A 25,614-nucleotide genomic window follows, 5' to 3' on the forward strand; every position below is an offset into this window, starting at 1 on the left:
CCGCCGCGGTCGCCCCCTCTCCCTCACCCTCGCCGCGCCACACCGGAGCGATCGCTGCCCGGCGAGTCGCCCTCTGGCGCTGACGCTAGGGGGCGACTCGCCGGGCAGCGATGAACGGGCGGGAGCGGTGGAGCAGGGGACAGGCAAGGACAGGGCGGGGCAGGGTCAGGAGAGGTGGCCGGTGACGAGGCGCCGCACGACTCCGGTGAGGACTTCGAGGCCGGCGACGAGGTCGGCGGGCTCCGTGTACTCCCCCTCGTTGTGCGAGATGCCTTCGACGGAGGGCACGAACAGCATGACCGTCGGCACGAGCTCCTTCATGTTCGTCGAGTCGTGGCCGGCGACGGTCATGATCTCGTCGTTCGAGAGGCCGAGTTCCTCGGCGACGGAGCGGGCCAGGTCTACGCCGGCTGGCTGGTACGGGTTGACGTCCCACGAGTGCGACAGGGTGCGCTCGATCTCGACGTGGGCCTTCGCCTCGATCTCTGCGAAGCGCGCGTCCAGGAGGGCGTTCGCCTCGGCGAGCAGGGCTTCGTCGTCGCTGCGCAGGTCGAGCAGCAGCGTCACCTCGCTCGCGACGACGACGGGCGAGTTCGGGTAGACGTCGAGCTGCCCGACGGCCGTGTGCAGCTTGCCGGGGAAGCGGTCGGTGAGCTCGCGCGCGAAGACGACGAGCAGGGAGGCGCCGTAGAGCGCATCCTTGCGGTCTTCCATGACGGTCGCCCCCGAGTGGGCCTGCTCGCCCTTGACGACGACCCGGTACTTGCTGGCGGCCCAGGTCGCGGTGACGAGTCCGATGGTCGTGCCGGCGTTCTCGAGCAGGCGGCCCTGCTCGATGTGGATCTCAGCGCACAGCGCCGCGACGGGGCCGGTGCCCTCGCCGAGGAAGCCGGTGGGCCGCAGCGCCTCCTCGACGCTGATGCCGGCCTTGTCGCGGACGGCGAGGGCCTTCTCGAGCGGCAGCACGCCGGTGTAGACGGAGGATCCCATCATGGAGGGCACGAAACGCGAGCCCTCCTCGTTGAACCAGTTGACGACGGCGACGTTGTACTTCACGCCGTCGATGCCGCCGGCGGCTGCCTCGTCGGCGATGCGGAACGCCGCGTGCGCCGCGGCGAGCACGCCGTAGGCGCCGTCGTACTTGCCGGCGGTCGGCTGCGAGTCCATGTGCGAGCCGATGAGCACGAACGGCGCGCCGGGGACGAGCTCGAGGAGGCCGAACTGGTTGCCGATCCGGTCGTACTCGACGGTGAAGCCGCGCCCTTCGAGCAGCGCCTGGAACCAGCGGCGCTGCGCGTTGTCGGCGTCGCTCGCGGCCTGGCGGTCGACGCCGCCGTGCCCCGTCGCCCCGAACTCGCCCATCGTGTCGAAGTCGCGCAGGAAGCTCTCGTGCGCGGCGGCGGGGGTGGATGCTGTTGCGTCTGCCTGCGCGTGCGGCAGGCCGGGCTTGTCTGTCATGAAGTGCTCCCGGTGGGGTCGGCTGGTGCGCCGAGCTCGGCGATGATGTTGAGCGCTGGCTGCGATTCGTAGCCGGCGAGTGCCGCGTCCGACCACCAGGCCGTGTGCGGAGTGATGAGCGTGCCGGGGTCGGTGCGCATGGCGTCGCTCGGGTGCGGGGGCTCCCCGTCGAGGACGTCGGCGGCGTAGGTACGCAGGGAGCCGTCAGCCAGGGCGGCCTGAACGGCGGCCTCGTCGACGAGGCCGGCCCGCGAGACGTTGACGACGACGGCGCCGTCCGGCAGGAGGGCGAGTGCCTCGGCGCCGATGATGCCCCTCGACTCCGGGGTGAGCGGCAGGTGGAGGCTCAACGAGTCGGAGGAGCGCAGGAGCTCCTCGAGGGAGCCGACGAGCTCGACGCCGTCCGGTGCCGCCTGCGCGTAGGGGTCGAAGGCGAGGATGCGACCGAAGCTGGGGCGCGCGATCTCGGCGAGCCTGCCGCCGATGCGGCCGAGCCCGACAAGACCGAGCGTGAGCGTGCTGAGGCGTCGCGGCACGCGGAGGCGCTCGGTGGCCTCGTCCGTCCACTCTCCGCTCCGCACGAGCTGCAGGCTCCGCAGCAGGGAGCGCTCGGCGGCGAGCAGCAGCGTGAGCGCGTGCGCCGCGACCTCCTCCGTCGCGACCCCAGCAAGGGTCACGATCTTCACGCCTCTGGCGGCGGCCGCATCCGCGTCGATCATGTCGGTGCCGACGGAGCTCGTCGCGAGGAGCCGGAGCGATGGGAGCTGCGCGAGCACGTCCGCCGTGATGCGGGCGTAGCCGACGACCGCGGCGACGGCGGCGAGGTGCTCGCGGGGCACGACCGCGTCGGGTCCCGGTGCGGTCGGCAGCTCGAGGTGGGCGGTTGCGTAGCCCGCTTCCCGCAGGAGCCTCGAGGCGGGCTCCTGCGAGAGGTCGGTCGTGTCGGTGAAGATCACCAGTGGACGTGTCATTTCAGCTCGCCTACTTGAGCACGCGCGCCAGGAAGCGCTTCGTGCGTTCGTGCCTGGGGTTCTGGATGACGTCCTCCGGGGCGCCCTCCTCGACGATGACGCCGCCGTCCATGAACACGACACGGTCGCAGACGTCGCGCGCGAAGCCGATCTCGTGCGTGACGACGACCATGGTCATGCCCTCCTTGGCGAGCTTCGTCATGACCTGCAGCACCTCGCCGACGAGCTCCGGGTCGAGTGCCGAGGTGGGCTCGTCGAAGAGCAGCACGCTGGGCTTCATGGCGAGCGCACGGGCGATCGCGACCCGCTGCTGCTGCCCGCCGGAGAGCTGCGACGGGTAGTTGTCGCCCTTGTCGGCGAGGCCGACCTGCTCGAGCAGGTCCTTGGCGGCCTCGATGGCCGCCGACTTCTTGTGTCCGAGGATCTGCACGGGCGATTCGATGATGTTCTCGATCGCCGTCATGTGCGGGAACAGGTTGAAGCGCTGGAAGACCATGCCGATGTCCCGACGGCGCTTCGCGATCTCGTTCGGCCGCAGCTCGTAGAGCTTGCCGTTCTTCTCCTTGTAGCCGACGGGCTCCCCCGCCACCCTGATGACGCCGCGGTCGGCGGTCTCGAGGTGGTTGAGGCAGCGCAGGAGCGTCGACTTCCCGGAGCCTGACGGACCGAGGATGCTGACGACCTCGCCGGCGTGCACGTCGAGCGAGATGTCCTTGAGCACTTCGACGCTGCCGAACGACTTCGCGACGTTGCGCAGCTCGATCATGGGTGCGGTGGATGCGGATGCGGGCATCAGCGGATTGCCTCTCTGCTTGTTCCTGCAGACCTGCGGTTGGGCAGAATCGAGGTGAGCACTCGCTTCCACACGGGTTCCGGGGTCGTGAAGCCGCGGGACTTGCCGAGCTTGCGCTCGAGGAAGCCCTGGCCGATGCTCGCGATCGAGGTGAGGATCAGGTACCAGATGCTCGCGACGAGCAGCATCTCCATGCGGCTGAAGTCGGCGGCGCCGATCTGCTGGGCTCGCGTAAGGAGGTCTCCAGCGCCGATCACCGACACGAGCGACGTCTCCTTGAGGAGCGTGACGAGCTCGTTGCCCATGGGCGGCACGATGGAGCGCAGCGCCTGCGGGAGGATGATGCGGAACATGATCTTGCCCTGCGTCATGCCGAGCGCCTCCGCCGCCTCCTTCTGGCCCGGGTCGATGGAGATGATGCCACCGCGGATGATCTCCGACATGTAGGCGGACTCGTTGGCCGCGAGGCCGAGGACTGCCGCGGTGAGCGGCAGGATGAGGGCGTTCGTGTCGAGCTGGATGAAGATCAGGTCGATCTGCGGGAAGAACAGCGCGAGGTTGAACCAGATGAGGATCTGCACCAGGATCGGCGTCCCGCGGAAGATCCAGACGAATCCGCTCGAGATGGCGCGAAGCACTCCGTTGCTGGAGATGCGCATCACGGCGAGGGTGATGCCGCCGATGATGCCGAGGATCATGCTCACCACGGTCAGCATGATGGTGATGAGGAGGCCCTGCATGATGGCCTCTGCGAAGACTCTCGAGCCGACCTTCTCCCAGCGGATGCTCGATCCCGTCGCGACGTCGTAGACGAGCTTCGCGAGGAAGAGGAGCACGATCGCGGCGAAGATCCATTGGCCGTAGTGCCGCAGCGGGACTATTTTGGGGGCGTCGGCCGCGGGCGCGGCGGGGGCGGTGGTGACCGCTCCCGTCGCGCCCGTGGAGGGGCCGGTCGAGGTGTTCACTGTTCTTCAGCTCCGTTGTTGTTCGTCAGTCTCCGCGGGGCCTATTCGGCGCCGTTGATCGTGACTTCCTCGACAGCTCCGCCTTCCTGACCGTGGGAGGTCAGGATCTCGGTGTAGGTGCCGTCGTCGATGAGGGACTGGACCGCCGCCTGGATGGCTGCGCTCAGCTGGTTGTCCTTCGCGACCGCCATGCCGAGGGGCTCTGGCTGGAAGGGCTCCTCGTTGGCGAGCTCGAAGCCGCTTGCCTGCTCGACGTTGTAGCTCGCGACCGGGTACTGGCTGACCGACGCTGCTGCGCGGCCGGACTGCACCTGGATGAGGGCGTCGTTGTCGGTGGCCTGCGCGGAGATCTCGATGGGGCTCGATGCGCAGATGTCGGTGTTGAAGGCTTCGAGGATGCCCTGCTGCGCGGAGTCGCGGAGCACGGAGACGGCCTTGCCGCAGAGGTCTGCCTCGGCGGTGATGCCCTCCGGGTTGCCTTCTGCGACGACGATGCCCTGGCCGGCGTTGAAGTAGTCGACGAAGTCGTAGTTCTCCTGGCGCTCGGGGGTGTCGGTCATGGCGGCGACGACGACGTCGTAGCGTGCCGTGTCGAGCGACGGGAGGAGCGTGTCGAATGCGACGTTCTCGATCTGGACCTCGAGGCCGAGCTTCTGCCCGACGGCCTTGATGAGGTCCATGTCGAGGCCGATGACGGTGGCGCCGTCGGCGTCGAGGTACTCGTAGGGCGGGTAGTACGCCTCGGTGCCGACCGTGAGGGTGCCGGCGTCGGCGATCTCCTGCGGGAGGAGCGCGACGGCCGCCTCGTCGACGGCGACCTCGGAGACGTCGGCCTCCGGCGCGTCACCGGACGAGCATCCGGCGAGCAGTGCGGTGAGGGCGACGAACGAGGCGCCAGCCAGGCCCGCCTTCATGAGCTTCTTGGATGCCATGTGAATTTCTCCTTCTCTTGATCACCAGCAGTGATCATCTGTAGGCAACATGCGTAATCTAGGAGGCAACTTGCCGCCGGAGGCGCCAAGTCACGCAGGGTTTACAAGGGCGTTACGTGCCGAGCGATCGCTCGGTCTGTGCCGGTGAACGACAGTAGTGGGTCGGGCAAGGTCAGGTCGTGCCTCCCCACGCGGCAGGGGCGAGCACCCAGAGGAGTTCGACCCCTTCTGTCGAGTCGCGCGTGTGCCACGTGTGCGGCTCGCGACCGTCGAGCGTTATCGAGTCCCCGGATTCGAGTTCCCACGTCTCGGAGGCGAGCACCACCGTGATCGACCCGCGCAGCACGTGCAGGAAATCGACCTCGCAGTTCACGGAGTACAGCTCCTCCCCGCCGGTTCCCGACATGCCGGCGTCGACGCGGGAGCGCACGACCTGGAAGCGCGGGTCGTTGCGGGGGCTGAGCAGGCGCTCGTACACGTTGGTGCCGCCGAGGTTGATCTGCGGTGCGTCGTCGAAGCGGACGAGCTGCGCATCCGGTGCGCTGAAGAGCTCGCCGACCTCGATGTTGAGCACGTCGCAGAGCAGCACGAGCGTGGAGACGCTCGGCGACGTCTGGTCGCGCTCGACACGGCTGAGGAAGCTCTTGCTGAGCCCCGTCGCGCTGGCGAGCTGCTCGATCGTCATCTGGCGAAGCTGGCGCACCGACCGGAGCCTGCCGCCGATGGCGGCGGGCTCGTTGCGCGGCACGACGGGCAGGGCTCTCATCGGTGGACCGCCGGCCGGTGCGTGTGGGTCGCCTCGAACAGCTCGAGGGTGGCGGGCAGCACGAGCACGCGGGGCCCCGGGGTGCGGATGCTCGCGGCGAGCTCGTCGGCGAGCGTGTCCAGCTCCACGGCCCTCGACTCGATGCCGAACGCACGCGCCACCGCCAGGTAGTCGGGGCCCGTGAGCTCGGTCGCCGTGGCCCGCCCGTAGGCCTCGTTCATGTAGCCGCGCAGCACGCCGTAGCCGCCGTCGTCGACGACGAGCCAGGTCACGCTGAGCTGCGACTGCGCGAGTGTGGACAGCTCGGCGACACCGTAGAGCCCTCCGCCGTCGCCGGAGATCGCGACGACGGGGGCACCGTTCGGCGTCTCGCGCGAGCGGGAGGCGAAGGAGGCGCCGATGGCCGCCGGCAGCCCGAACCCGAGCCCGCCGCACTGCCCGTTCTCGTACACGCCGCCGCGCGCATCCCACGCCGACCAGGCCCAATAGGCGCTGATCGTCATGTCCCAGAAGGTCGCGACTTCGTCGGGGATGGACGAGCGCAGGGTGGCCATGAGCTCCCGCTCCGTGGCGAGGGGCTGCGCGTCGAGCCTGCCGCGCACGGTCGCGAGGAGCTCGTCGATGGCGGGGCGCGCATCCGCTCGCTCTCCGAGCTCGCTCGCGCGGAGGCGGTCGAGGACTCCCTGCAGCGCCAGGCCGGCGTCGGAGCGGAGCGTGATCGTGCCCTCGTGGTTCGCGCCGAGCACACGCGCGTCGGCGTCGATGTGGATGACGGTGCCCGTCGGGGCGAGTCGGAAGTAGTTCGACGAGAGTTCGCTCAGGCCCGTGCCCACGACGAGCAGCACGTCGGCGGCTTCGAGGAACTCGGTGGTCGCGATGTCCTCGATCCACCCTTCGGCCGAGAGCGGATGCGCCCACGGGAAGGCGCTGCGGCCGCCGTAGGTCGTGACGACGGGGGCCTGCAGCTGCTCGGCGAGCTGCTCGAGCAGTTCCCCGGCGCCGGAGCGGACAACGCCGCCGCCCGCGTAGATGCGCGGCGTCGAGGACTCGGCGAGGAGCCTCGCGACGGCGTCGAGCTGCGCACCCGTGGCCTCCGGAGCGAGCGCGTACGCCTCCGCCGCGAGACCGCCGAGCTGCCCGTCCGCGAGCTCGACGCTCGCCTGCTGCACGTCGTGCGGCACCTCGACGTAGACGGGGCCAGCCGGGGCGCTCTGCGCCGTGCGCCATGCCTCGACGAGGGTCGGCACGATCTGGTCGACCGATCGGATGCTCCACGTGCCCTTGGCGATGCCGCGGAAGTGCGACTCCTGGTCGCGCAGCTCGTGCAGGTAGCCGTGGGCCTGGCCGCCGATGCCGGGGGTCGGCACCTGCGCCGAGATGAGCAGCACGGGCGAGCTCGCCGTCGCCGCCTCCTGCAGACCGGGAAGCGCCGTCAGCGCTCCGGGGCCGGCCGAGAGCAGGAGCGGGGTGACGGTTCCGGTGACGCGTGCGTGCCCATCCGCCATGAACGCCGCGTTGTTCTCGACCCGCGCACCGAGGTAGTCGAGCGACGAGTCGCCGAGCGCGTCGAACATGGGCAGCGCGTGCTGGCCGGGCAGTCCGACCACTCGCTCAGCGCCGAGCGCCTCGAGCGTTCGGATGACGAGCTCCCCGCCGGTGACGTTCTCTGACATCGCTTACCAGTCCCTCTGGAGTTCCATGGTCGAGCAGTGCAGCCCGCCGCCGTTCTTGTTGATCTCGCGGTAGGTGACGGGGATGATCTCCACGCCGTACTTCGAGTTGAGGAGCTCCGCCGTGCGGGGCAGGTGCGAGGGGAAGAGCAGCTTGCGGCGGTCGAGTGTGAGGAGGTTGCAAGCCCAGTCCTCCTGCGGTGCGACGTCGACGGTCTCGATGCCGAGCTTCCAGAGCGCGTCGAGGAAGTCGTATGGCGCGATGCGCGAGTTCACGAGCGCGAGGTCGTCGTCGAGCATGGCGCAGCACAGGTCGAGGTGGATCTGGTAGCCGGGCATCTGCGAGTGGACGAGCTCGATGCCCTGCTCCTCGAGGATGTTCCTGAGCTGACGGTAGCCTTCGACGTTGCAGCGCACGGAGGTGCCGAAGAACGCGAGGTCGGGGCGCACCTTGATGAAGCTGCCGCCCTCCACGAGTCCCGTGCCCGTGATCGTGCCGAGGATCGGCATGCCCTGGGCCGCAACGGTCTGCGTGATCGACTGCTCCTCGCCGCGCCGCATGCGCGGTGCGAGGCGACCGATGATCGCGCCGCCGGGGATCGTGACGAGCGGGTCGCGGGTGAAGACCGACTTCGTGAAGCTGGGGGCGAGGTCGGGGGCCATGACGACCTCGACCTCGTTGTCCTCGAGCACCTGCACGAAGCTGTCGAACTCGCTGTGCAGCTTCTCGAGGTCGGGGAACTCGCGGCCGGACCAGTACCAGCGGCGGTCCGGGTCGACGTAGGCGCCGATCTCGGGCATCCAGGTCGACTCCCCCGCCTTCTCGACGGCTTCGAGGCCGGCGCTGGGGCGTCGCATCATGATGGTGCGGAGGCGTCCGACCTCGTCCTGCGCACCCCACTTGCGGCCCCAGTAGGCGGGCAGCTCGGAGTCGGCGAGGAAGCCGGGTTCGGCCTCAGGGCCGAGGAGGCGGTGGAAGGCGCCGTCTGACATCTCGAGGGTGGGGTCGACGTCGGTCATGTGAAAACCTTTCGTGGTCGCGTCGTTGCGACTCCGAGAAGTTTCGCTCACGACATCATGCGTTGTCTAGTGCGAAACTACGGTTGCTCGTTTCCGAGCACGTGACGCCCATGTTTCGAGCCCGTAACTTCTGCCGAATCCAGGCACGATGCGGCGCCCGTCACCCACCAGCGGGATCAGAGCAAGCAGCTGGATCAGAGCAGTGGGATCTCCTCCGCAGGGGCCTCGCCGAGCGCCTCTCGCAGCAACGGCAGCGCCGCCGTCCAGGCCATCGTCTCGATCTCGGCCGACGTCGAGTCCGCAGCGAGGCCTTCGAGCTCCTCGAAACCCGAATGGCGCACGGTCAGCGCCGACCCGCCGTCTGCCGGCTCGATCGTGAACTCGACGACGGTGCTGTTCTGCGGCTGCGGGTCCTCCTCCGGCACCGCGGCGAGGCGGTAGCCGAAGCGACGAGGCGACTCCACGAGCGTGACCTCACCGCGGAACGTGCCGTGCTCCGGCCAGTGGACGGCGAGCACTCCCCCGGGCTCGGCCTCGATCGTCGCGCCACCGAACGCGTACCAGCTCGCAAACGACTCCTGCTCCGTGAGCATGCTCCAGAGCCGCTCCGGTGCGGCCTCGAAGGTGATGGACTTCTCGACGATCTCGGGCGCGTCAGCCATGGTCGCTCCTCAGCTCGGTGGACGTTCGACTCCCCATCTTCGCAAATCTCGGCAGGAAGAGCGTCCGAGGCCAGACGAACGGAGGGCCCGGCACCAGAAGTCTCTGGTGCCGGGCCCTCCGTCTGCTGAGCAGGCTCAGTGACCCATCGGGATCTCCGCGTCGGCGCGCTTCGGCGTCGACTTCACGAAGAACGTGCCGACGATGGTGACGAGCGAGATGCACGCGCCCACGAGAAAAGCAGAGTGGATGCCCTGCGCCTCCGCCGAGATGGGCGCGAGGCCCTCACCGGCCGCCGCGAGCGTCGAGTTGGCCATGACGACGACGAACATCGCCGTGCCTGCGGCGCCGGCCAGCTGCTGCGCCGTCGTCACGACGGCGGAGCCGTGCGAGTACCTCGACTTGGGCAGGTCGCCGAGCGCGCTGGTCATGAGCGGCGTGAACATGAGCGCGAGGCCGATCGAGAGGGTGACGTGGGCGGCGATGACCATCCACTGCTCGGAGTTCTCGCCGAGCATCGTCATGCCCCAGATCGCCGTGCTCACGACGAGCGAGCCGGGGATGATGAGCGGCTTGGTGCCGAACCGGTCGAAGAGACGACCGACGAACGGCGCGAGCAGACCCATCGTGAGGCCACCCGGCAGCAGGGTGAGGCCAGCGCGGAGGGTGTCGTAGCCGAGCACCTCCTGCATGTAGATGGGCAGCAGGATGATCGTGCCGAACAGCGACATGAAGCTCACCGCGAGGAGGATGAGCGACACCGTGAACTGGCGGCTCGTGAAGACGCGCAGGTCGAGGAGCGCGGAGTCCGTCTTCTGGCGCGCGATCTGGCGCCAGATGAACGCGCCGAGCGCGAGCACGCCGACGAGGATCGGGACGAACGCGGGGACGACGGCCGTCGCCGAGCTCTCGCCGAGCCCGGAGAAGCCGTAGACGAGGCCGCCGAACGCGAAGGCGGAGAGGATGACGGAGAGCACGTCGATCTTCGCCTGGCGCGGCTCGGTGACGTTCTTGATGAACAGGGCTCCGAGCACGAGCGCGACGATGGCGATCGGGAGGACGAAGCCGAACATCCAGCGCCACTCGAAGACCTGAAGGATGAGGCCGGAGACCGTCGGTCCGATTGCGGGTGCCACGGAGATGACGATGGAGATGTTGCCCATCGTGCGGCCACGACGCTCCGGCGGGACCATATTGAGCACGGTCGTCATGAGCAGCGGCATCATGATGGCGGTACCGGAGGCCTGCACGATGCGGCCGAGGAGCAGGACCTCGAAGCCGGGCGCGAGGAAGCAGAGCAGCGTTCCGAGCGAGAAGAGGATCATCGCCGCCATGAACACCTGGCGCACGTGGAACCGCTGCAGCAGGAAGCCCGTGATGGGGATGACGACGGCCATGACCAGCATGAAGGCGGTCGTGAGCCACTGGCCGGTCGCCAGCGGGATACCGAGGTCGGCGTTGAGGGCGGGCAGAGCCACGCCCATGATCGTCTCGTTGAGGATGACGACAAACGCGGAGACGAGCAGGAGTGGGATCACGAAGCGAGTGCGCGGGTCCGCGCCGAGCTCGCTCGTGGAGGCGGCTGCGCCCGCGGATGCGGACTCAGCTGGGGTCGGTTCGGCGTCGCGGGTCGCGGTGCGCGAGTCGGTCACAGTACTCCTTGAGAGGTTCAGATCTTGGCGTGCGGGCATGCCCGCACGGTCGGGGTTAACGCGGTGACCGCCCTCCGCATTCCCCGGCGCGTCGCTCACGTCAGGCTGAGGAAGCCGGCTTCATCGAACACCTCGACGCCTCGCGCCGTGAGGATGAACTCGGTGAAGGCGGCGGCCGCCTCCGGATTGGGCGCGGCCTTGAGCGGGACGATGCCGTAGTTGTTGACCGCGTCGAGCGCCTCGGGGAACTCGATGGCCGTGACCTCGCTCGCCGCGGCCTTCGCGTCGCTCGCGTAGACGAGTCCGGCATCGGCCTCGCCGAGGCGCACCTTCGTGAGCACCGCCTTGACGTCGCTCTCCTTGGTGTCGGGCTTCGGAACGATGTCGTTCTGCTCGAAGAGCTTGGCGCTCGCGGCGCCGCAGGGAACCTTCGCGGCGCAGACGGCGATCTTCAGCGTGGGGTCGGCGAAGTCCTTGAGGCCCGTGACACCGGCCGGGTTGCCCTTTGGCGTCACGATGACCAGCGCGTTGCGCGTGAACGTCGCGGGGGTCCATTCGACGAGTCCCGCATCCACGACCGTCTTCATCGTCGCGTCGTCGGCGGAGGCGAACACGTCGACGGGAGTGCTGCCCGCCACGATCTCGTCCGCGAGCGTCGAGCTGCCCCCGAAGTTCAGGGTCACGGTGACGCCGGGGTGCTCCGCTTCGAACTCCCCCGCAAGCTGCGTGAACGTCTCGGTGAGCGAGGACGCGGCATACACGGTGACGTTGCCGGTCGGGCCGGTCTCGCTGGGTGACGGAGACACGGACGCCTCGCCGGTAGGCCCAGTCGGGGCTGTCATCGGAGCACACCCCGCGAGCGCGCCCAGGACGAGGATCCCGAGGGCGGCCGCGACGGACCGGAGCGTTCCTGGTCTCCGCTTCCTAGGCACTGTGCACTCCTTCGATTCCCACGTTCGTCGCCTTCACGCTGGCCACGACGAGGCTCCCCACCTCGAGGCCGAGCTCGTCGACGGCCTCGCGTGACACGAGCGACACGATCCTGAAAGGGCCAGCCTGCACCTCGACCTGGGCCATGACGGTGTCGAGCGTCAGCTTGGTGACGATGCCTCGCATCCGGTTGCGGGCGGATGCGGGCGGCAGCTCGCCCGAGTCGGCTCTGGCGTCGCCGTCGGCGAGCTCCTTGGCGAGAGCCGCGAGCTGAACGCCCGCGACGGTCTTCGCGCCGGCGTCTCCCTGCAGGTCGAGGCGGCCGCTCGCACCCCAGCGACGAACGGTGTCGTCGCTGACCCCGAGGAGCGATGCGGCCTCGCTGACCCGGTATCGCTGTTCTGCCATGCGGGCATCTTCTCACGCGCTCCCGCATGTGCGTGGCCCGTGCTCTGGTGGGAACCGCAGCTGCGCTTGTCGCGCCGCTGATGCGCGCTAGCTCCGTGCCCCCGCCTCGGTCTCGGTGTTGGTCTCGGTCTCCGTTCCCAGCTCGATCTCCTCGGCGTCCAGGATGCGGTCAGGGCGCGAGTAGATGACCATCGACTCACCGCGGAGGAACCCGATGAGGGTCATGCCGCTGGCCTCGGCGAGGTCTGCGGCGAGCGATGAGGGGGCTGAGACGGCCGCGAGGATAGGGATGCCCGCCATCTTCGCTTTCTGGACGAGCTCGAAGCTCGATCGGCCCGACACCTGCAGCACCGTCCCGGTCAGCGGGAGCCGGTCGTTCTGCACCGCCCAGCCGACGACCTTGTCGACGGCGTTGTGCCGTCCGACGTCCTCGCGCAGCACGAGGAGATCGCCGGTCGCGGCGTCGAAGAGCGCCGCCGCATGCAGGCCGCCGGTCTTCTCGAACACCTCCTGCTGTTCCCTGAGCCTGTCGGGGAACGTCACGAGCCGAGCCGCCTGGAGTGTGACGGGGTCGAGGGCCACGTCGTAGCTCGAGGTCAGCTCGACGGCGTCGATGCTCGCCTTGCCGCAGAGTCCGCAGGAGCTCGTGGTGTAAAAGTTGCGCGCGAGGTCGGGGTCAGGCGGCGGGGTCTCAGCGGAGAGGCGGACGTCGAGCACGTTGTAGGTGTTGAGACCATCCGCGCTCCCGTCGGCACCGGCGCAGTACATCGCGGAGCGGAACTGCTCGCCGCGCGAGATGACGCCCTCGGAGACGAGGAAGCCCGCCGCGAGCTCGAAGTCGTTGCCCGGGGTGCGCATCGTGATCGCCAGCTGCTGTCCGCCGACGCGGATTTCGAGGGGCTCTTCGGCCGCGAGGAAGTCGGCCTTCCTGCTCGGGGGCTTCCCGAGGCTCAGGCGTGTAACGCTCCGTCGCACCGTGATCCGACCCACGCGATCATGCTAGCTCGCCGCGCGCATCCGCGCCCGCCCACCATTCCTGCCGAAAGCGCACTTCTGGTCGTCGTTCCTCGCGGGTAGCGACCACAAGTCAGCCCTGGGCGGCGAGCGTCGCGGCCGCGCGGGCGCGAGGCGAACCTCGGGCAGGCTCGCCTGCCGGTTGGCTGCGCGGGATGCGGCGGTAGGGTGACGCCATGCGCCTCGCACCGCTTGTCGAACCGTCCCCAGAGCTCCGGGGCGATGAGCTCGCCCGAACCGCTCGACAGCGCCGCCTGCCCGAGCTCGGCGAGATCGGGCAGCGCCGCCTCGCCGCCAGCCGGGTCGCGGTCCTGGGAGCCGGGGGCCTCGGCGCTCCGGCCCTGCAGTACCTCGCGGCGGCGGGGGTCGGCACGATCGGGATCATCGACGCGGATGCGGTCGAGCCGAGCAACCTGCACCGGCAGGTCATCCACGGCATCGACGACGTCGGCGCTCGCAAGACCGCGAGCGCCGCCCGCAGCCTCCGACGGCTCGCGCCGGGCGTGACGGTTGTCGAGCACGACGAGCGCCTCGATGGCGCGAACGCCGAGCGCATCCTCGGCGGCTACGACCTCGTGCTCGACGGCGCCGACAACTTCCCGACGCGCTACGCCGTGGCCGACGCGTGCACGAGCCTCGGCCTGCCGCTCGTGTGGGGCTCCGTGCTGCGCTTCGACGCGCAGCTCACGGTGTTCTGGTCGGCGCCGCCGGCGCCCGCGGAGGGCATCACCCTGCGCGATGTGTTCCCTGAGCCGCCACCGGAGGGCTCGGTGCCGTCGTGCGCAGAGGCGGGTGTGCTCGGCGCGCTCTGCGGCGTCGTGGGCTCGATGATGGCGACCGAGGCGATCAAGCTCATCACCGGGATCGGCGACGTGCTCCTCGGCAGGCTCCTCGTCGTCGAGGCGCTCACGATGCGCATCTCCGAAGTGCCGCTCCGGGCAGCCGATCACGCCGCCCTCGACCGCGTGGCGGGCACCTCGGCCCCGTCGGCGGCATGCTCGACGTCGCAGACAGCATCCCCCGCACCGGAGGAGAACGGAACAGCCCCGCAGGCGAGGCCGGCCCCGCTCGACTTCGATCCGGTTCGTGACTCGCACGGCCGGCTGATCGACGTGCGCGAGCCGGACGAGTACGCCGTCGATGCGCTGCCAGGTGCCCATTCCCTGCCGCTCAGCGAGCTGCTTCAGCTCGAGCGCGAGCCGGACGTGCTGAGGACGCGACTCCTCGGGCTCAAGGCTGGGCACGCGGGCACGCCGGATGCCCCGCTCAACCTCTACTGCGTCTCCGCCGCGAGGGCCAGGCGGGCGGCGCTGCTCCTCACGCCGCACGGCTTCGACGTGCGAGTGGTGCAGACACCTCAGCTGCAGGTGCTGCGAGCAGCCAGCGGCACGCTCGGCGCGGATGCGACTCAGACAGGGGTGCGGGCATGATCGAGGTCGAGACGCAGCTTGCGCGCGTGCTGGGCGAGTCCCGCCAGCTGCCGAGCGACACCGTTGCCCTGGCGGCAGCCCACGGCAGGTACTTGGCGGAGAGCCTCGTGTCGCGATACGCGCTGCCACCCTGGACGAACTCGGCCATGGACGGCTACGCGGTCCGCTCCGACGACGTGGCCGCAGCGAGCCCCGAGACACCGGTGATCCTCGACGTCGTCGCGGATCTTCCGGCGGGCACCGCCTCCGACCCCTCGCTCGCGAGCGGGCAGGCCGCCCGCATCATGACGGGCGCCCCCGTCCCGGCGGACGCCGATGCGATCGTGCCCGTCGAGGCGACCGACGGCGGCGAGCGGCGGGTGCGCATCACCGCCCCGGCGAAGCGCGGCGTGCACATCCGCTCGGCCGGCGAGGACCGCCAGCCAGGAGACCCGCTCGTCACCGCGGGGTCGCGCGGCAGCGCCGAGGCCCTCTCCGCACTGGCCTCGGCCGGGTACGGCACGGTCTCCGTCGCGCGGCGCCCACGCGTCGCCGTGATCGCCACAGGAAGCGAGCTCGTCGCACCAGGCGAGGCGCTCGAGCGCGGGCAGATCCCCGACTCGAACTCACTCCTCATCTCCTCCCTGGCCATCGAGCACGGGAGCGAGCTGGTCGACGTCGTCCGAGTCTCCGACGAGGTCGCCGAACTGGAGGCCGCACTGCAGGCACTCGCGGGCCGCTGCGACGTGATCGTGCTGACGGGCGGCGTGAGCATGGGCGCCTACGACCCCGTCAAGGAGCTCCTCTCCCCCGGCGGCCAGGTGCGCTTCGAGAAGGTCGCGATGCAGCCGGGCAAGCCACAGGGCTTCGGTCGCCTCGCCGAGCCGTGGGTCGGCGAGGGCGAGCTCGGCCCGCTCGTCTTCGGCCTCCCCGGCAACCCCGTCAGCGCCTGGGTGTCGTTCCTCGTCTTCGTGCGGCCGTGCCTGCGCGCCCTGCAAGGAGCCTCCGTCGTCGAGGACCCGCGTCTGAGCGCGCGCGCCGAGACCGGCTGGCGCACGCCGCCCGGGCGCCGCCAGTACCTGCCCGCGCGCATCCGCACCACCGAGTCGGGGGTCGTGGTCTCGCCCGCCGCCGCGCGGGGCTCGGGTTCGCACCTCGTGGGCAGCCTCGCCGATGCGAACGGCTACGCCATCGTGGATGCGCGTGTCGAGCGGGTCGAAGAGGGCGATGTCGTGCAGGTGGTCCGCCTGATGTCGGACGTGGGTGCCAGACTCTGACCATGACGAACTTCACGCACCTCGACGCAGCCGGCCACGCACGGATGGTCGACGTCACCGAGAAGCAGCCGACGGTACGGGCCGCGACGGCATCCGGCATGGTCTACTGCGGCACCGACGTGCTCGAGGCCCTCACCAACGATGCAGTGCCGAAGGGAGACGCGTTCGCCGTGGCGCGCATCGCCGGCATCCAGGGCGCGAAAAAATGCGCGGAGCTCCTGCCGCTCGCCCACATCATCGGCGTGCACGGCGCCACCGTCGATCTCGAGCTGCGTGGCGACGGCGTGCTCATCACGGCGACGGTGCGCACCGCCGACCGCACCGGCGTCGAGATGGAGGCCTTCACTGCCGTCTCGGTCGCAGCGCTCGCGCTGGTCGACATGGTCAAGGGCATCGACAAGTCGGTCACGATCGGAGACATCAAGCTCATCGCGAAGACGGGCGGGAAGTCGGGGCCGTGGAAGCGCGAGCAGTAGCGCCGCTGCCGCGAGGCCGCCGCCCGATCCCGGGTCTCGATGCGGTCATCCTCGCGGGTGGCCGTGGCTCCCGTCTCGGTGGCGTCAGCAAGGGCGACCTCGAGGTCGGGGGCAGGCGCCTCATCGACGTGGCGCTCGGCGCGGCTCATGACGCCGGCGCGAGTCGCACCATCGTGGTCGGTGCCGTCGATGTGCAGGCGCCCGCCGAGCTGATCCGCGAGGAACCCCCGTTCGGCGGACCGGCAGCTGGCCTCGCGGCCGCCCTCCCCAGCGTCTCGGCGCCGTGGCTGCTCCTGCTCGCCTGCGACCTGCCCCGAGCTCCGGCGCTCGTCGAGCTCCTCATTGAAGCGAGCGGCCGCGGCCCGGAGGCGTCCGACGGTGCAACTGACGGGGAAGCTGACACTGACGGGGAAGGCTCCCCACCTGCCCCGGCAGAGGAGGCTGCCTCGGCACATGGAGCACCCGTGGGCGGCCCCGACGGATTCGTGGTCGTCGATCGCGATGGACGCCCGCAGTGGCTTGCCGGCATCTACCGCACGACGGCGCTCAAGCGCGCCCTCGAGCATGCGGCCGCAGCGTCCGGTGCCCACGCCCTGGCCCTCCGCCACGTCCTCGAGCCCCTCGCACTGACCCGAGTGCCGGACCGACGCGGCGCCAGCGCCGACATCGACACCCCAGAGCAGCTCGCGGCCGCACGCGCCGACGCGGTCGACGCTGACAGCACGGCCGACTCGGTCGACGGCGCCGCCGAGCGCGCTGGCGCCACACAGCAGACCATCACCGCTCACGGAAGGACCCAGAGACCATGACCGAGACTCCCAAGCACCTGCCACCGGAAGCACTCGACGCCTGGCTCGCCGAGGCCAAGCGCGTGCTCGAGATCGACGACGAGATCGACATCGCAGCGCTCCTCGACGTCGCGAAGGACGTCGCGCACAACGTCGCCAGGCCAGCGGCACCGCTCACGACCTTCGCGCTGGGGCTCGCCCTCGGCCGGCAGAGCTCCGCCGCCGACTCCCCCGAAGCCTTCAGCCGACTCGCTGAGCTCGTGACGGCTCGCGCACTCTCCTGGGAGCAGGAGTCGTGAGCGCCCCGAGCCGCGTCCGCGTCTTCGCCGGAGCGGCGGAGGCCGTCGGCGGCAGCGACTTCACGCTCGAAGCGGCGACGGTGGCCGCGCTCGTCGGCACGCTCAACCCCTCGGGCGACGTCCACGTCGCGGAGGTGCTCTCCCGGTGCTCGTTCCTGATCGACGGCGTGCGCACCTCCGACGCCGACGCACCGATCGCACCCGGTGCATCCGTCGACGTGCTGCCGCCCTTCGCTGGAGGCTGAAGCGACCGCCGGGTCGTCAGCCGCCGATGGCGTTCATCCCGCGAGCTGGCTGCAGGAAGCTCGGGTCGTTGATGGCGTGCCCCGGCAGCTTGTTGTGGATGCACGAGCGCAGCAGGCCATCAATCGCGAGATCCGTCGCGGCGGCGCTCGCCGCACTGTCGGCCGCAGCGCCGGAGTCTCCTGAGCCGGCGGCCTCGGCTCGGAGGATGGGCATGAGGTCGTACTCGCTCGTCGAGAACAGGCAGTTGCGCAGCTGACCGTCGGCGGTGAGGCGCAGGCGATCGCAGTTGCCGCAGAAGGGCGCCGTGACGGAGGCGATGACGCCGACCGTGTGCGGGCCGCCGTCGAGCGTCCACCGTTCGGCGGGGGCGCCGCCGCGGCCGGGCACGGGCTCAAGCGTGAACCTCGCGCTGAGCGACTCGAGGATCTCCTCGCGCGTCACCATCTGCGCGCGGTCCCAGGTGTGTCCGGCGTCGAGCGGCATCTGCTCGATGAAGCGCAGCTGCGCGTCGTGCTCCATGGCGAACTCCACGAGCTCGACGATCTCGTCGTCGTTCACGCCGCGCATCGCGACGGCGTTGAGCTTGAGGGGCCGCAGGGAGGAGTTCTGGGCGGCGCGGATGCCGATGAGCACCTCATCGAGCTTGTCTCGCCTCGTGAGCGCAGCGAAGCGCTCGCGCCTGATCGTGTCGATGGAGATGTTGAGCCTGTCGAGGCCGGCGTCGATGAGGTCGGGAAGCATCTGCGGGAGGCGGATGCCGTTGGTGGTCATCGCGACCTGGACTGGGCCATCCGGGCCACGGAGCTCGGAGATGCGCCGCACGACCTCCACGACGTCGGGACGCAGGAGCGGCTCACCGCCCGTCAGCCGGAACGTGGTGATGCCGGAGGCCGCCGCGATCCGAGCGATGCGCACGATCTGCTCGGTGGAGAGGATGCTCGCCTTCGCCAGCCATTCGACGCCCTCGGCCGGCATGCAGTACGTGCACCGCAGCGAGCATTTGTCGGTGAGGGAGATGCGGAGGTCACGGTGAACTCTGCCGTGCTTGTCGACGATCGGATCTCCGGGAGACGGCTCGAGCTGCGGCTCCACGAGCCTCGGGCGGCGAGCGATCGTGACGGGGACGCCGGTCATGGCAGACCCACCCAGGAGGTTGCGCCGTCGACCTCGTGCTGCTGCTTCCAGATCGGCACCTCGGCCTTGACCGCCTCGACGAGAGCCCGGCTCACCTCGTAGGCGTCGCCGCGGTGCGCGCTGGCTACGCAGGCGATGAGGGCGATGTCGCCCACTCGGAGGTGTCCGATGCGGTGGCTCACGGCCACCCGGACGCCGTCGCGGGCGTGGTGCGCGACGAGGCTCTGGAGCACGCGCTCGGCGTCGGGATGCGCGGTGTAGTCGAGCGAGACGACTCGTCCGCTCGCTTCGGGGTCGTGGTCCCGGATCTGGCCGATGAAGGTCACAACGGCGCCCGCGTGGGGATCCTCGACGGCGGCGAGGTGCTCGGCGAGGAGCAGCTCGTCGCTCGTGACTCGGGCGAGGGGGCTGGCACTCACGAAGCGTGGTCTCCGCCGCGGAGCTGGTCCAGGATGTGCGGGATGAGCGGGGCCAGCAGCGCGACGCCGTCCCGTGCCGCGCCAGGTGAGCCGGCGAGGTTGACGACGAGGCTCGGCGCTCCGCGCCCCGGTCGGTCGATGATGCCTGCGAGCCCGCGCGACAGCACGGCCGTCGGGACCCGGTCGCGCGCTGTCGCCCGCATCGCTTCGGCGATGCCGGGAAGCTCGCGGGTGATGAGGGGCCAGGTGGCCTCCGGCGTCTCATCGCGCGGCGAGAGGCCAGTGCCGCCGAGGGTGAGGATGATGTGCGCGTCCGAGTCCGCCGCGTGGGCGATGGCGTCACGAACGACCGTGGCTCCGTCGGGGACGACGCTGAGCGTCACCGCCGTGTAGCCGTGCCGGGCGAGCGCCTCGAGCGCCGCCGGACCCGAGAGGTCCTCGCGCTCGCCCCGCGAAGACCGATCCGAGACCGTGATGACGGCAATCGTGGCCTGCTGTGCTGGGGACGCTTCCTGCATGGATCGAGCGTACCCGCTTGTCTTGCCCGTGAGCCCAGCTCGGCTCAGGCGGCGAGTGCTCCCGTGGCGGCTGCGATGCCGAGCAGCACCACGGCGAGCAGCGGGAAGCTGCCCTGGACGGTGCCGGCGCGCAGCTTCGTGCGGTCGCTTGTGACGAGGACGAGCGCGGCGAGCAGCATGGAGCCCGCTCCGGCGAAGATCAGCGTCGCGCCGACCACGCTGTTGCCCGCGATCGCGAGGATGACGCCGAGGCCGGCGATGATCGCGAGGAAGAGGTTGTAGAAGCCCTGGTTGTAGGCCATCGACTTGGTCGTCTCGGCGACCTCGAGGGAGGGGATGCCGAACGTCTTCCTCGTCGATTCCGCCGTCCAGCGGACGGACTCGAGGATGAAGATGTAGACGTGGACAAGCGCCGCGAGGGCGGCGAAGACGAGGGCGGCGATAAGCATGTCAGCTCCAGGATCGGTGTATTCTGCAACGAACGTTACAGTATCGGAGGCCACATGGCACGCACGATGAGCTTCGACCGCCGGGACGTCATCGCCGGCGCACGCACCCTCTTCTGGCGCCAGGGCTACGACTCCGCGTCGACGAGCGACATCGAGGCCGCCACCGGACTGAGCCGATCGAGCATCTACAACACCTTCGGCAGCAAGCGCGGCCTCTTCGACGCCTCCGTACAGAGCTACCTGGACGACGTCGTGCACCCGCTGCTCGCGCCGCTACTCGCGGACCCGACACCAGCATCCGCGCTCGATGACTACCTCGCTCGCCTCTCAGCTGCCGTCGCGGCCCAAGGGCGCCGCGACGACGCCCGAGGCTGCCTCCTGCTCGCGACGGCCTCCAGCTCACTCTCCGAAGACCGGGAGATTCGCGCCTCGATCACCGACTACCGAGCGACACTCGAGCGCGCGATCTCGCGGGGCACCCGCGCGCTCGGCCTCACTGAGGGCACGGCCACACTCGTGACCGCGGCCGTCGTCGGTGCCCTGACGATCGCGCGCGTCGATGGCGTTGCCGCACGCGACGCACTCGAGGCTGCTCGCCAGTTCCTTCGAGCCTGAGGTTCATCAACCGAAAGGTTGACAAGGCTTCCCGTGCGTCGCAGACTGATTTCATCAACCACACGGTTGACGAACCCAGCCGAGGAGCTATGACCACCGACGCGCTCTCCCCCGTCTTCGCGGCGCTCGCCGACCCGACGAGACGCGACATCGTCGCGAGGCTCGCCAGCGGCGACGCGACCGTCGGAGAGCTCGCAGCTCCCTACGACGTCTCGGTGCAGGCGATCTCGAAGCACCTGCGCGTCCTGGAGGACTCGGGCCTCGTCACCCGTACGAGCAGCGCGGTCCGCGCACCCCGGCACCTCGAAGCGGAGGTCCTCAGCCTCATGACCGCGTGGATCGAGCGCTACCAGGCCGCCGCGGAGGCGCGGTTCCGCCGACTCGACGCGCTGCTCGAGACCCTGCCGGACGACACCACGCAGCACCCAGCAACAGCACCAGAACCAGCGAAAGGAACCGCATCATGAGCACCACATCAGCCAACGACACCGTCGTCACGGTTGGCGAAGACGTGCCGAACGTCTCCGTCGTCCGCGAGTTCGAGGCCACCCCGGACCGCGTGTTCCGCGCATTCGTCGACCCCGACCTCTTCACGAAGTGGGTCGGCCCGCACGAGGTGTCGACGAACATCGACCACTGGAACGCGGCCACGGGAGGCGCCTACCGGTGGGTGAATCTCAAGGACGGCGAGGAGATCGCGACCTTCTACGGCTCGTTCCACGAAGTCCGGGAGAACGAGCGCATCGTGCAGACGCAGACCTTCGAGATGATCCCGGACGGCGTGCTCCTCGAGACCATCGTGTTCGAGGCACTCGAGGGAGGCCGCACGCGAGTGACGAGCACGAGCCTGCTCGAGTCGTTCGAGATGCGCGACGGGCTCGTCGCGAGCGGCATGGAGCACGGCGTGCGCGAGGGGTACGAGAAGCTCGACGCCCTCCTCGCGCTCTGAGCCGCCCCGTTTCGAAGACGCCGCGTCCCTCGGAGGCGGGCGCCCACCCGCCAGCCTGTCCAACTTCAGTGCAATATTCGACCCAATCGACCTCGCGATGGCGCGAGACCCCGGAATTGCACTGAAGTTGGACAGGCACTCGAGCAGACACTCGAGCAGGCGCTCGCGTGCCGCGCGGGTCAGGCCGCCATCGCGACTCGAGGCAGCCGGTCGAAGAGCTTGTCGAAGACCGCCAACCGGTCGAACTGGAGCGCGTAGTCGCGCGCCTGGACGGCGAGCAGCCGCCGCTCGGCGGCGCTGGTCTCGAGCACCGCCGTGTTGAGCGCGTCCGCGATCGACGATGGACTGTTGACGGGCACGATGAGCGCGTGGTCCCCCACGGCCTCCCCGACGCCGCCGGTGACGGTCGTGATGACCGGCCCGCCGCCTGCGAGCATCTTCTCGGCGAGCGCGATGCCGAAGGTCTCGATGAACTCGGGGCGCGGCTTCGTGGGCAGCACGAACGCCGCGCATCCGGCCATCAGGAAGGGCTTCTCGGCGTCTCCCACGTCCTCGAGGAAGTGGATGCGGTCGGCCAGCGGTGACGCGGCACCGATCGCCTTCAGCTCCTCGGCCTGCGGCCCTCGTCCCGCGATGACGAGCTGGATCTCGGGGTCGTCGGCGACGCGGGACTGCTCGAAGCCCGCGATGAGGTCCTCGACGCCCTTCGCCTCGGTCAGCCTCGACAGGAACATGACGTAGCCGTCGCGCTTGAGCCCGCGAGCTTCCACGGCGGCGGTGATGTCGGCGTCGGCGAGGTCGACGTACGCGCTCGAGTCGATTGCCGGGTAGGAGATGTCGATGCGCTCCTGGCACTGGGGCGCGTAGCGGGTGCCGTGCTGCGCGTCCACCTTGGCGGCCTCCCCCACGATGAGGTCGCGCGTGTACTCGGAGACGGCGACGCACACGTCCTGGGACAGGTACGCCGAGAGGATGTGGGCTGCCGCGCCGAGGCGGCCGTCCTCGACGGCGTGCTTGACGACGTTGGTGACGTCGGAGCCGACGGCCTCGGCGATGGTGGTGACGTTGACGGGCAGGCCCGTCGAACGGGCGACGGTGAGCGCCTCCGCGACGGCGAGCGTGTGCGGGCTGAGGTAGAGCGACATGCAGACGGTCGGCACCCCGTCCGTGAAGAGCTCGACGAGGCGCCCGACGAGCCCCGCGAGGTAGCGGCCGTCTGGGACCTTGTAGTCGCCGACGGGCGCGGGGCGGTCGACGAAGATGCCGTCGCTGTAGGGCATGACCGTCTCGAGGGGCTTGAGCGGCAGCCCTGCCGCTTGCAGGCGCTCGATGGGCCACGTGACGATGCGCACCTCGTCGAAGCCGCGCAGGCGTGCGGCCTCCGCCAGGTTGCGGGCCTCGACGGAGTGCCCGCAGATGACTGGATCGGCGCGGACGACGATCACGAGGCGGTTCTGGATCTTGTTCATGAGGGTCCTCCCGGGTTTGGTGTCGCCGGCTGGCCGTCGACGAGGGGTGGGGTGGCGGGGATGGATGCTGCGGGTGAGGTGGGTGCGGCTGGTGGGGCGGATGCTGGGGCCGGGAACGACGACGGCAGGTCCTGTTCGCGGGTGCCCCAGTCGCTCGGCTCGGGCCCGAGCTCCAGGTGCAGCTCCTGCGCCGCCATGAGCTCGCTGGGCGAGAGCCAGCTCCTGCTGAGCGGCCTGCCGTCGAGGTGGGCGCTCTGCACGTACTGGACTGGGCCGCCGTGGGCGGGTTCTCGGAACCCTGTCGTCGTGATGCGGAAGCGCTCCCCGTAGACCGCGAGCGACGACTCGGCGAACGCGGGCGCGTTGATGAGGAAGCTCGCCTGTCCTGCCACGGGGAACAGCCCGAGCGAGGCCCAGACGTACCAGGAGCTGAGGCCGCCCGAGTCGTCGTTGCCTGGCAGGCCGCCTCGGCCCGTCGCGTACTGCTGGGTGATGATGGCGTGCACGATCTCCGCGGTCCGGTCCGGGCGTCCGGCGTAGTGGTATGCCCATGGCGCCTCCATGTCCGGTTCGTTGTTGAGGCCTTCGAAGCGTCCGAGGGCGTAGCCGGCCGCGAGCTCCTCGATGCCGGGCGATCGGCCGGGCTGCACGACCGGCTGGGCGCCGTAGCCGAAGAACTCGTCGAGTTGCGCAACGAAGCCCTCCGGCCCGCCGCTCAGCTGCATCCGCCCTGCCATGTCGTGGAGGATCCGGAACGAGTAGTTGTGCTTGGAGCCCTCGTAGAAGTTGGAGTCGACGAGCAGGCCCGTGGCCGGGTCGAACGCGCCCCGCCACTGCCCTGCGCGCTTCTCGAGCTGCTGGACGAGCTGGAGGTCGCCGACTCGAGCCGCGACGCGGGCGGTGCACCAGTACCCGAACGCGAGGTCGAGGGTGTGCGTGATGGGATGCGCGACGCCGCGCAGCAGGAACTCCTCGCCGTACGTGCGCCGCAGGTCATCGGCCATGTGCACAAGCGCCCAGTCCCAGTCGATGCCGGGCAGTCCGAGCTGGCAGAGGTCGGCGAGGAAGGTGTGCGCCAGCGCGCTGCCCTGTCGGGAGAAGCGGTCGCTTCCCTTGGCCATGCGGTAGCCGATCGGGAAGTTGCCTTCCTCCTCACAGATGGTGAGGAGCGCGTTGGCGAGCTCGACGGCCTTGTCCGGACGCAGCGCGGTGAGCAGGGGAAGCTGGGTGCGGTAGATGTCCCACATCGTCGACAGGTCGAAGACGAATGGTCCGTCGCTTGGCCAGAAGGGGCTCTCGTTGAGCGCGAAGGAGGGCTTGACGAACGAGTGGTACATGGCTGTCGAGAAGACCGTCTCGCGCTCGGTCGAGCCCGTCTCGACCTGGACCTCGTCGAGCAGCTCCTGCCAGGCGCGCCCGGTTTCGGCGAGTCGGTCCGAGAACCTGCCCTCCCCGTCGCCGCAGTCGTCCCTGAGGTTCTGCTCGGCCTGCTCGACCCCGCGCAGGGAGAAGCCGATGCGCACCTCGACGACCTGGCCCTCCTCGCTCGGGCCCGCCCACATGAGGCCGAACGGCCGCAGCGTCGTGGGGCGGATGTGGTCGAAGTCGAGGCGCGTGCCGCCGGGCATGAGGCGCCGATCGTGCCACAGCATCTGGCGCCACTGGGGAGTGTCGCACTCGATGTGCACGGCGAGCGGGGCGCCCTCCGCCACGATCTCTCCCGTCGCGACGCCGGGCCTGACGGTCTCGAGGTGGGCCCGCAGCGGGACGGTGGCCCCGTAGGGGATGGCGAGGCCGCCGAGCGAGAAGTCGACGACGACCCTGGCGCTCGAGTGCTTCGGGAACGTGTATCGGTGCACGGCGCTCTTGGGACCCACGGTGATCTCGGCGCGGATGCCATTGCCGAGCGTCGCCGCGTAGTAGCCGGGTGAGGCGTCCTCGTCGTCGAGCGACCAGGTGCGCCCGAGCACGTCGAGCGGCTCGATCATGGGCGTGACGCGGAAGTAGTTGTAGTACTTGCGGATCGCCCCGGTGCCCGATTGCTGGAAGTGCGTGAATCCCGAGGCGAGCGTGCCGTCGTAGATCGTCTCGGGGATGCCCTCGAGGCTGAGGTCGTAACGGCCGTACCCGGTCGGGTACGCGCCAGAGTAGGCGCAGGCCGAGACCATCCCGAGTGGGTAGGTGGCGCCCGGATGCGTGTTGCCGATCTGCGGCTTCGGCCACCACCAGGTCGCGGCGAGGCCCGTCTGCGTCGGCAGCGCGGTGGGCTCTGTGCCGATGAACGGGTCTACGCGGGTGGTCATGCTGTGAGCCTGGACGGGCCCTGC

General features: G+C 69.9%; 28 protein-coding genes. 9 read left to right on the top strand and 19 right to left on the bottom strand.

Annotated features, from left to right (window positions below; translation table 11 throughout):
* Positions 1–165 precede the first annotated feature (165 nt).
* The 13 genes from C5B99_RS11525 to fdhD all read right to left on the bottom strand — a co-directional run bounded on the left by C5B99_RS11525 (position 166) and on the right by fdhD (position 13,215).
* A complete protein-coding gene (locus C5B99_RS11525; RefSeq protein WP_104242191.1) occupies positions 166–1,458 on the bottom strand; it encodes a M20 family metallo-hydrolase in 1,293 nt (430 codons plus the stop codon).
* Positions 1,455–2,429 carry an NAD(P)-dependent oxidoreductase gene (locus tag C5B99_RS11530; protein ID WP_104242193.1) on the bottom strand — a complete coding sequence of 325 codons (975 nt, stop codon included), beginning with the start codon at positions 2,427–2,429 and terminating at the stop codon, positions 1,455–1,457. The genes C5B99_RS11525 and C5B99_RS11530 overlap by 4 nt, the downstream gene beginning before the upstream one ends.
* A gap of 10 nt (positions 2,430–2,439) precedes the next feature.
* Entirely contained in the window at positions 2,440–3,222 is a 783-nt protein-coding gene (locus C5B99_RS11535; RefSeq protein WP_308471588.1) for an amino acid ABC transporter ATP-binding protein, read from the bottom strand.
* Positions 3,222–4,187, bottom strand: coding sequence for an amino acid ABC transporter permease (locus C5B99_RS11540; protein ID WP_104242195.1), 966 nt, complete (start codon positions 4,185–4,187; stop codon positions 3,222–3,224). Before C5B99_RS11540 ends, C5B99_RS11535 begins: the two co-directional genes overlap by 1 nt.
* 41 nt (positions 4,188–4,228) lie before the next feature.
* Complete coding sequence (locus C5B99_RS11545) at positions 4,229–5,119, bottom strand: ABC transporter substrate-binding protein (protein WP_104242197.1); 891 nt, start codon at positions 5,117–5,119, stop codon at positions 4,229–4,231.
* Positions 5,120–5,291: 172 nt separating this feature from the next.
* Positions 5,292–5,885, bottom strand: a complete 594-nt coding sequence (locus tag C5B99_RS11550; protein WP_104242199.1) for a helix-turn-helix domain-containing protein — start codon at positions 5,883–5,885, stop codon at positions 5,292–5,294.
* Entirely contained in the window at positions 5,882–7,558 is a 1,677-nt protein-coding gene (locus C5B99_RS11555) for a thiamine pyrophosphate-binding protein (protein WP_104242200.1), read from the bottom strand. The genes C5B99_RS11550 and C5B99_RS11555 overlap by 4 nt, the downstream gene beginning before the upstream one ends.
* A 3-nt stretch (positions 7,559–7,561) precedes the next feature.
* Positions 7,562–8,575 (bottom strand): dimethylarginine dimethylaminohydrolase family protein, encoded by a 1,014-nt coding sequence (locus tag C5B99_RS11560; RefSeq protein WP_104242202.1) that lies wholly within the window; start codon positions 8,573–8,575, stop codon positions 7,562–7,564.
* A gap of 194 nt (positions 8,576–8,769) precedes the next feature.
* Complete coding sequence (locus tag C5B99_RS11565) at positions 8,770–9,237, bottom strand: SRPBCC domain-containing protein (protein WP_104242204.1); 468 nt, start codon at positions 9,235–9,237, stop codon at positions 8,770–8,772.
* A gap of 135 nt (positions 9,238–9,372) precedes the next feature.
* The gene (locus C5B99_RS11570) at positions 9,373–10,926 is read right to left on the bottom strand and encodes an MDR family MFS transporter (protein WP_104242206.1); all 1,554 of its coding nucleotides are present in this window, start codon (positions 10,924–10,926) and stop codon (positions 9,373–9,375) included.
* 56 nt (positions 10,927–10,982) lie between these two features.
* On the bottom strand, positions 10,983–11,693 hold the full coding sequence (gene modA / locus C5B99_RS11575) for a molybdate ABC transporter substrate-binding protein (protein ID WP_219819645.1): 711 nt from the start codon (positions 11,691–11,693) through the stop codon (positions 10,983–10,985).
* A 118-nt stretch (positions 11,694–11,811) separates the two neighbouring features.
* The gene (locus C5B99_RS11580; protein ID WP_104242210.1) at positions 11,812–12,225 is read right to left on the bottom strand and encodes a molybdopterin-binding protein; all 414 of its coding nucleotides are present in this window, start codon (positions 12,223–12,225) and stop codon (positions 11,812–11,814) included.
* A gap of 87 nt (positions 12,226–12,312) precedes the next feature.
* Positions 12,313–13,215, bottom strand: coding sequence for a formate dehydrogenase accessory sulfurtransferase FdhD (gene fdhD, locus C5B99_RS11585; RefSeq protein ID WP_104242212.1), 903 nt, complete (start codon positions 13,213–13,215; stop codon positions 12,313–12,315).
* Between the two features lie 200 nt (positions 13,216–13,415).
* Here fdhD and C5B99_RS11590 point away from each other — a divergent pair, with 200 nt between their 5' ends.
* From C5B99_RS11590 to C5B99_RS11615, 6 genes are read left to right on the top strand one after another with little or no spacing between them, the layout of a single operon-like run.
* Positions 13,416–14,669, top strand: coding sequence for a ThiF family adenylyltransferase (locus C5B99_RS11590; RefSeq protein ID WP_104242214.1), 1,254 nt, complete (start codon positions 13,416–13,418; stop codon positions 14,667–14,669).
* Entirely contained in the window at positions 14,666–15,925 is a 1,260-nt protein-coding gene (glp, locus tag C5B99_RS11595; RefSeq protein ID WP_104242216.1) for a gephyrin-like molybdotransferase Glp, read from the top strand. Before C5B99_RS11590 ends, glp begins: the two co-directional genes overlap by 4 nt.
* 2 nt (positions 15,926–15,927) lie before the next feature.
* Positions 15,928–16,401 (top strand): cyclic pyranopterin monophosphate synthase MoaC, encoded by a 474-nt coding sequence (moaC, locus tag C5B99_RS11600; RefSeq protein ID WP_104242218.1) that lies wholly within the window; start codon positions 15,928–15,930, stop codon positions 16,399–16,401.
* Entirely contained in the window at positions 16,383–17,210 is an 828-nt protein-coding gene (locus C5B99_RS11605; RefSeq protein ID WP_146081992.1) for a molybdenum cofactor guanylyltransferase, read from the top strand. The genes moaC and C5B99_RS11605 overlap by 19 nt, the downstream gene beginning before the upstream one ends.
* Complete coding sequence (locus tag C5B99_RS11610) at positions 17,207–17,488, top strand: DUF6457 domain-containing protein (RefSeq protein WP_104242221.1); 282 nt, start codon at positions 17,207–17,209, stop codon at positions 17,486–17,488. Before C5B99_RS11605 ends, C5B99_RS11610 begins: the two co-directional genes overlap by 4 nt.
* Positions 17,485–17,733 (top strand): MoaD/ThiS family protein, encoded by a 249-nt coding sequence (locus C5B99_RS11615; RefSeq protein ID WP_104242223.1) that lies wholly within the window; start codon positions 17,485–17,487, stop codon positions 17,731–17,733. Before C5B99_RS11610 ends, C5B99_RS11615 begins: the two co-directional genes overlap by 4 nt.
* Positions 17,734–17,749: 16 nt before the next feature.
* Here the strand turns inward: C5B99_RS11615 and moaA are convergent, their stop codons facing one another.
* The 4 genes from moaA to C5B99_RS11635 are packed head-to-tail and all read right to left on the bottom strand — an operon-like array spanning position 17,750 to position 20,254.
* A complete protein-coding gene (gene moaA / locus C5B99_RS11620) occupies positions 17,750–18,868 on the bottom strand; it encodes a GTP 3',8-cyclase MoaA (RefSeq protein ID WP_104242225.1) in 1,119 nt (372 codons plus the stop codon).
* Positions 18,865–19,287, bottom strand: a complete 423-nt coding sequence (locus C5B99_RS11625) for a molybdenum cofactor biosynthesis protein MoaE (RefSeq protein ID WP_104242227.1) — start codon at positions 19,285–19,287, stop codon at positions 18,865–18,867. Before C5B99_RS11625 ends, moaA begins: the two co-directional genes overlap by 4 nt.
* On the bottom strand, positions 19,284–19,805 hold the full coding sequence (locus tag C5B99_RS11630) for a molybdenum cofactor biosynthesis protein B (protein ID WP_104242229.1): 522 nt from the start codon (positions 19,803–19,805) through the stop codon (positions 19,284–19,286). The genes C5B99_RS11625 and C5B99_RS11630 overlap by 4 nt, the downstream gene beginning before the upstream one ends.
* Before the next feature lie 44 nt (positions 19,806–19,849).
* Positions 19,850–20,254 carry a DUF1304 domain-containing protein gene (locus C5B99_RS11635; protein ID WP_104242231.1) on the bottom strand — a complete coding sequence of 135 codons (405 nt, stop codon included), beginning with the start codon at positions 20,252–20,254 and terminating at the stop codon, positions 19,850–19,852.
* A gap of 54 nt (positions 20,255–20,308) precedes the next feature.
* Here C5B99_RS11635 and C5B99_RS11640 point away from each other — a divergent pair, with 54 nt between their 5' ends.
* From C5B99_RS11640 to C5B99_RS11650, 3 genes are all read left to right on the top strand, one after another.
* Complete coding sequence (locus C5B99_RS11640; protein ID WP_104242233.1) at positions 20,309–20,869, top strand: TetR/AcrR family transcriptional regulator; 561 nt, start codon at positions 20,309–20,311, stop codon at positions 20,867–20,869.
* Between the two features lie 89 nt (positions 20,870–20,958).
* Positions 20,959–21,336, top strand: a complete 378-nt coding sequence (locus tag C5B99_RS11645) for a helix-turn-helix transcriptional regulator (protein ID WP_104242235.1) — start codon at positions 20,959–20,961, stop codon at positions 21,334–21,336.
* Positions 21,333–21,818: an SRPBCC family protein gene (locus tag C5B99_RS11650; protein ID WP_104242237.1), complete on the top strand. Its 486-nt coding sequence runs from the start codon at positions 21,333–21,335 to the stop codon at positions 21,816–21,818. The genes C5B99_RS11645 and C5B99_RS11650 overlap by 4 nt, the downstream gene beginning before the upstream one ends.
* Positions 21,819–21,997: 179 nt before the next feature.
* Here C5B99_RS11650 and C5B99_RS11655 read toward each other — a convergent pair whose 3' ends face one another.
* Both C5B99_RS11655 and C5B99_RS11660 read right to left on the bottom strand, forming a co-directional pair.
* On the bottom strand, positions 21,998–23,287 hold the full coding sequence (locus C5B99_RS11655; RefSeq protein WP_104242239.1) for a glycosyltransferase: 1,290 nt from the start codon (positions 23,285–23,287) through the stop codon (positions 21,998–22,000).
* Positions 23,284–25,590: a glycoside hydrolase domain-containing protein gene (locus C5B99_RS11660; RefSeq protein WP_104242241.1), complete on the bottom strand. Its 2,307-nt coding sequence runs from the start codon at positions 25,588–25,590 to the stop codon at positions 23,284–23,286. Before C5B99_RS11660 ends, C5B99_RS11655 begins: the two co-directional genes overlap by 4 nt.
* Between the last annotated feature and the right edge of the window lie 24 nt (positions 25,591–25,614).

This window comes from Pseudoclavibacter sp. Z016 (genome assembly GCF_002931215.1).
Classification (GTDB): Bacteria; Actinomycetota; Actinomycetes; order Actinomycetales; family Microbacteriaceae; genus Pseudoclavibacter.

Bases quoted from the DNA above. Each gene is read 5' to 3' on its own strand.
- C5B99_RS11525 (WP_104242191.1), bottom strand. From the start codon at position 1,458: ATGACAGACAAGCCCGGCCTGCCGCACGCGCAGGCAGACGCAACAGCA.
- C5B99_RS11530 (WP_104242193.1), bottom strand. From the start codon at position 2,429: ATGACACGTCCACTGGTGATCTTCACCGACACGACCGACCTCTCGCAG.
- C5B99_RS11535 (WP_308471588.1), bottom strand. From the start codon at position 3,222: ATGCCCGCATCCGCATCCACCGCACCCATGATCGAGCTGCGCAACGTC.
- C5B99_RS11545 (WP_104242197.1), bottom strand. From the start codon at position 5,119: ATGGCATCCAAGAAGCTCATGAAGGCGGGCCTGGCTGGCGCCTCGTTC.
- C5B99_RS11550 (WP_104242199.1), bottom strand. From the start codon at position 5,885: ATGAGAGCCCTGCCCGTCGTGCCGCGCAACGAGCCCGCCGCCATCGGC.
- C5B99_RS11555 (WP_104242200.1), bottom strand. From the start codon at position 7,558: ATGTCAGAGAACGTCACCGGCGGGGAGCTCGTCATCCGAACGCTCGAG.
- C5B99_RS11560 (WP_104242202.1), bottom strand. From the start codon at position 8,575: ATGACCGACGTCGACCCCACCCTCGAGATGTCAGACGGCGCCTTCCAC.
- C5B99_RS11565 (WP_104242204.1), bottom strand. From the start codon at position 9,237: ATGGCTGACGCGCCCGAGATCGTCGAGAAGTCCATCACCTTCGAGGCC.
- C5B99_RS11570 (WP_104242206.1), bottom strand. From the start codon at position 10,926: ATGCCCGCACGCCAAGATCTGAACCTCTCAAGGAGTACTGTGACCGAC.
- C5B99_RS11580 (WP_104242210.1), bottom strand. From the start codon at position 12,225: ATGGCAGAACAGCGATACCGGGTCAGCGAGGCCGCATCGCTCCTCGGG.
- C5B99_RS11590 (WP_104242214.1), top strand. From the start codon at position 13,416: ATGCGCCTCGCACCGCTTGTCGAACCGTCCCCAGAGCTCCGGGGCGAT.
- glp (WP_104242216.1), top strand. From the start codon at position 14,666: ATGATCGAGGTCGAGACGCAGCTTGCGCGCGTGCTGGGCGAGTCCCGC.
- moaC (WP_104242218.1), top strand. From the start codon at position 15,928: ATGACGAACTTCACGCACCTCGACGCAGCCGGCCACGCACGGATGGTC.
- C5B99_RS11610 (WP_104242221.1), top strand. From the start codon at position 17,207: ATGACCGAGACTCCCAAGCACCTGCCACCGGAAGCACTCGACGCCTGG.
- moaA (WP_104242225.1), bottom strand. From the start codon at position 18,868: ATGACCGGCGTCCCCGTCACGATCGCTCGCCGCCCGAGGCTCGTGGAG.
- C5B99_RS11630 (WP_104242229.1), bottom strand. From the start codon at position 19,805: ATGCAGGAAGCGTCCCCAGCACAGCAGGCCACGATTGCCGTCATCACG.
- C5B99_RS11635 (WP_104242231.1), bottom strand. From the start codon at position 20,254: ATGCTTATCGCCGCCCTCGTCTTCGCCGCCCTCGCGGCGCTTGTCCAC.
- C5B99_RS11640 (WP_104242233.1), top strand. From the start codon at position 20,309: ATGGCACGCACGATGAGCTTCGACCGCCGGGACGTCATCGCCGGCGCA.
- C5B99_RS11645 (WP_104242235.1), top strand. From the start codon at position 20,959: ATGACCACCGACGCGCTCTCCCCCGTCTTCGCGGCGCTCGCCGACCCG.
- C5B99_RS11650 (WP_104242237.1), top strand. From the start codon at position 21,333: ATGAGCACCACATCAGCCAACGACACCGTCGTCACGGTTGGCGAAGAC.
- C5B99_RS11655 (WP_104242239.1), bottom strand. From the start codon at position 23,287: ATGAACAAGATCCAGAACCGCCTCGTGATCGTCGTCCGCGCCGATCCA.
- C5B99_RS11660 (WP_104242241.1), bottom strand. From the start codon at position 25,590: ATGACCACCCGCGTAGACCCGTTCATCGGCACAGAGCCCACCGCGCTG.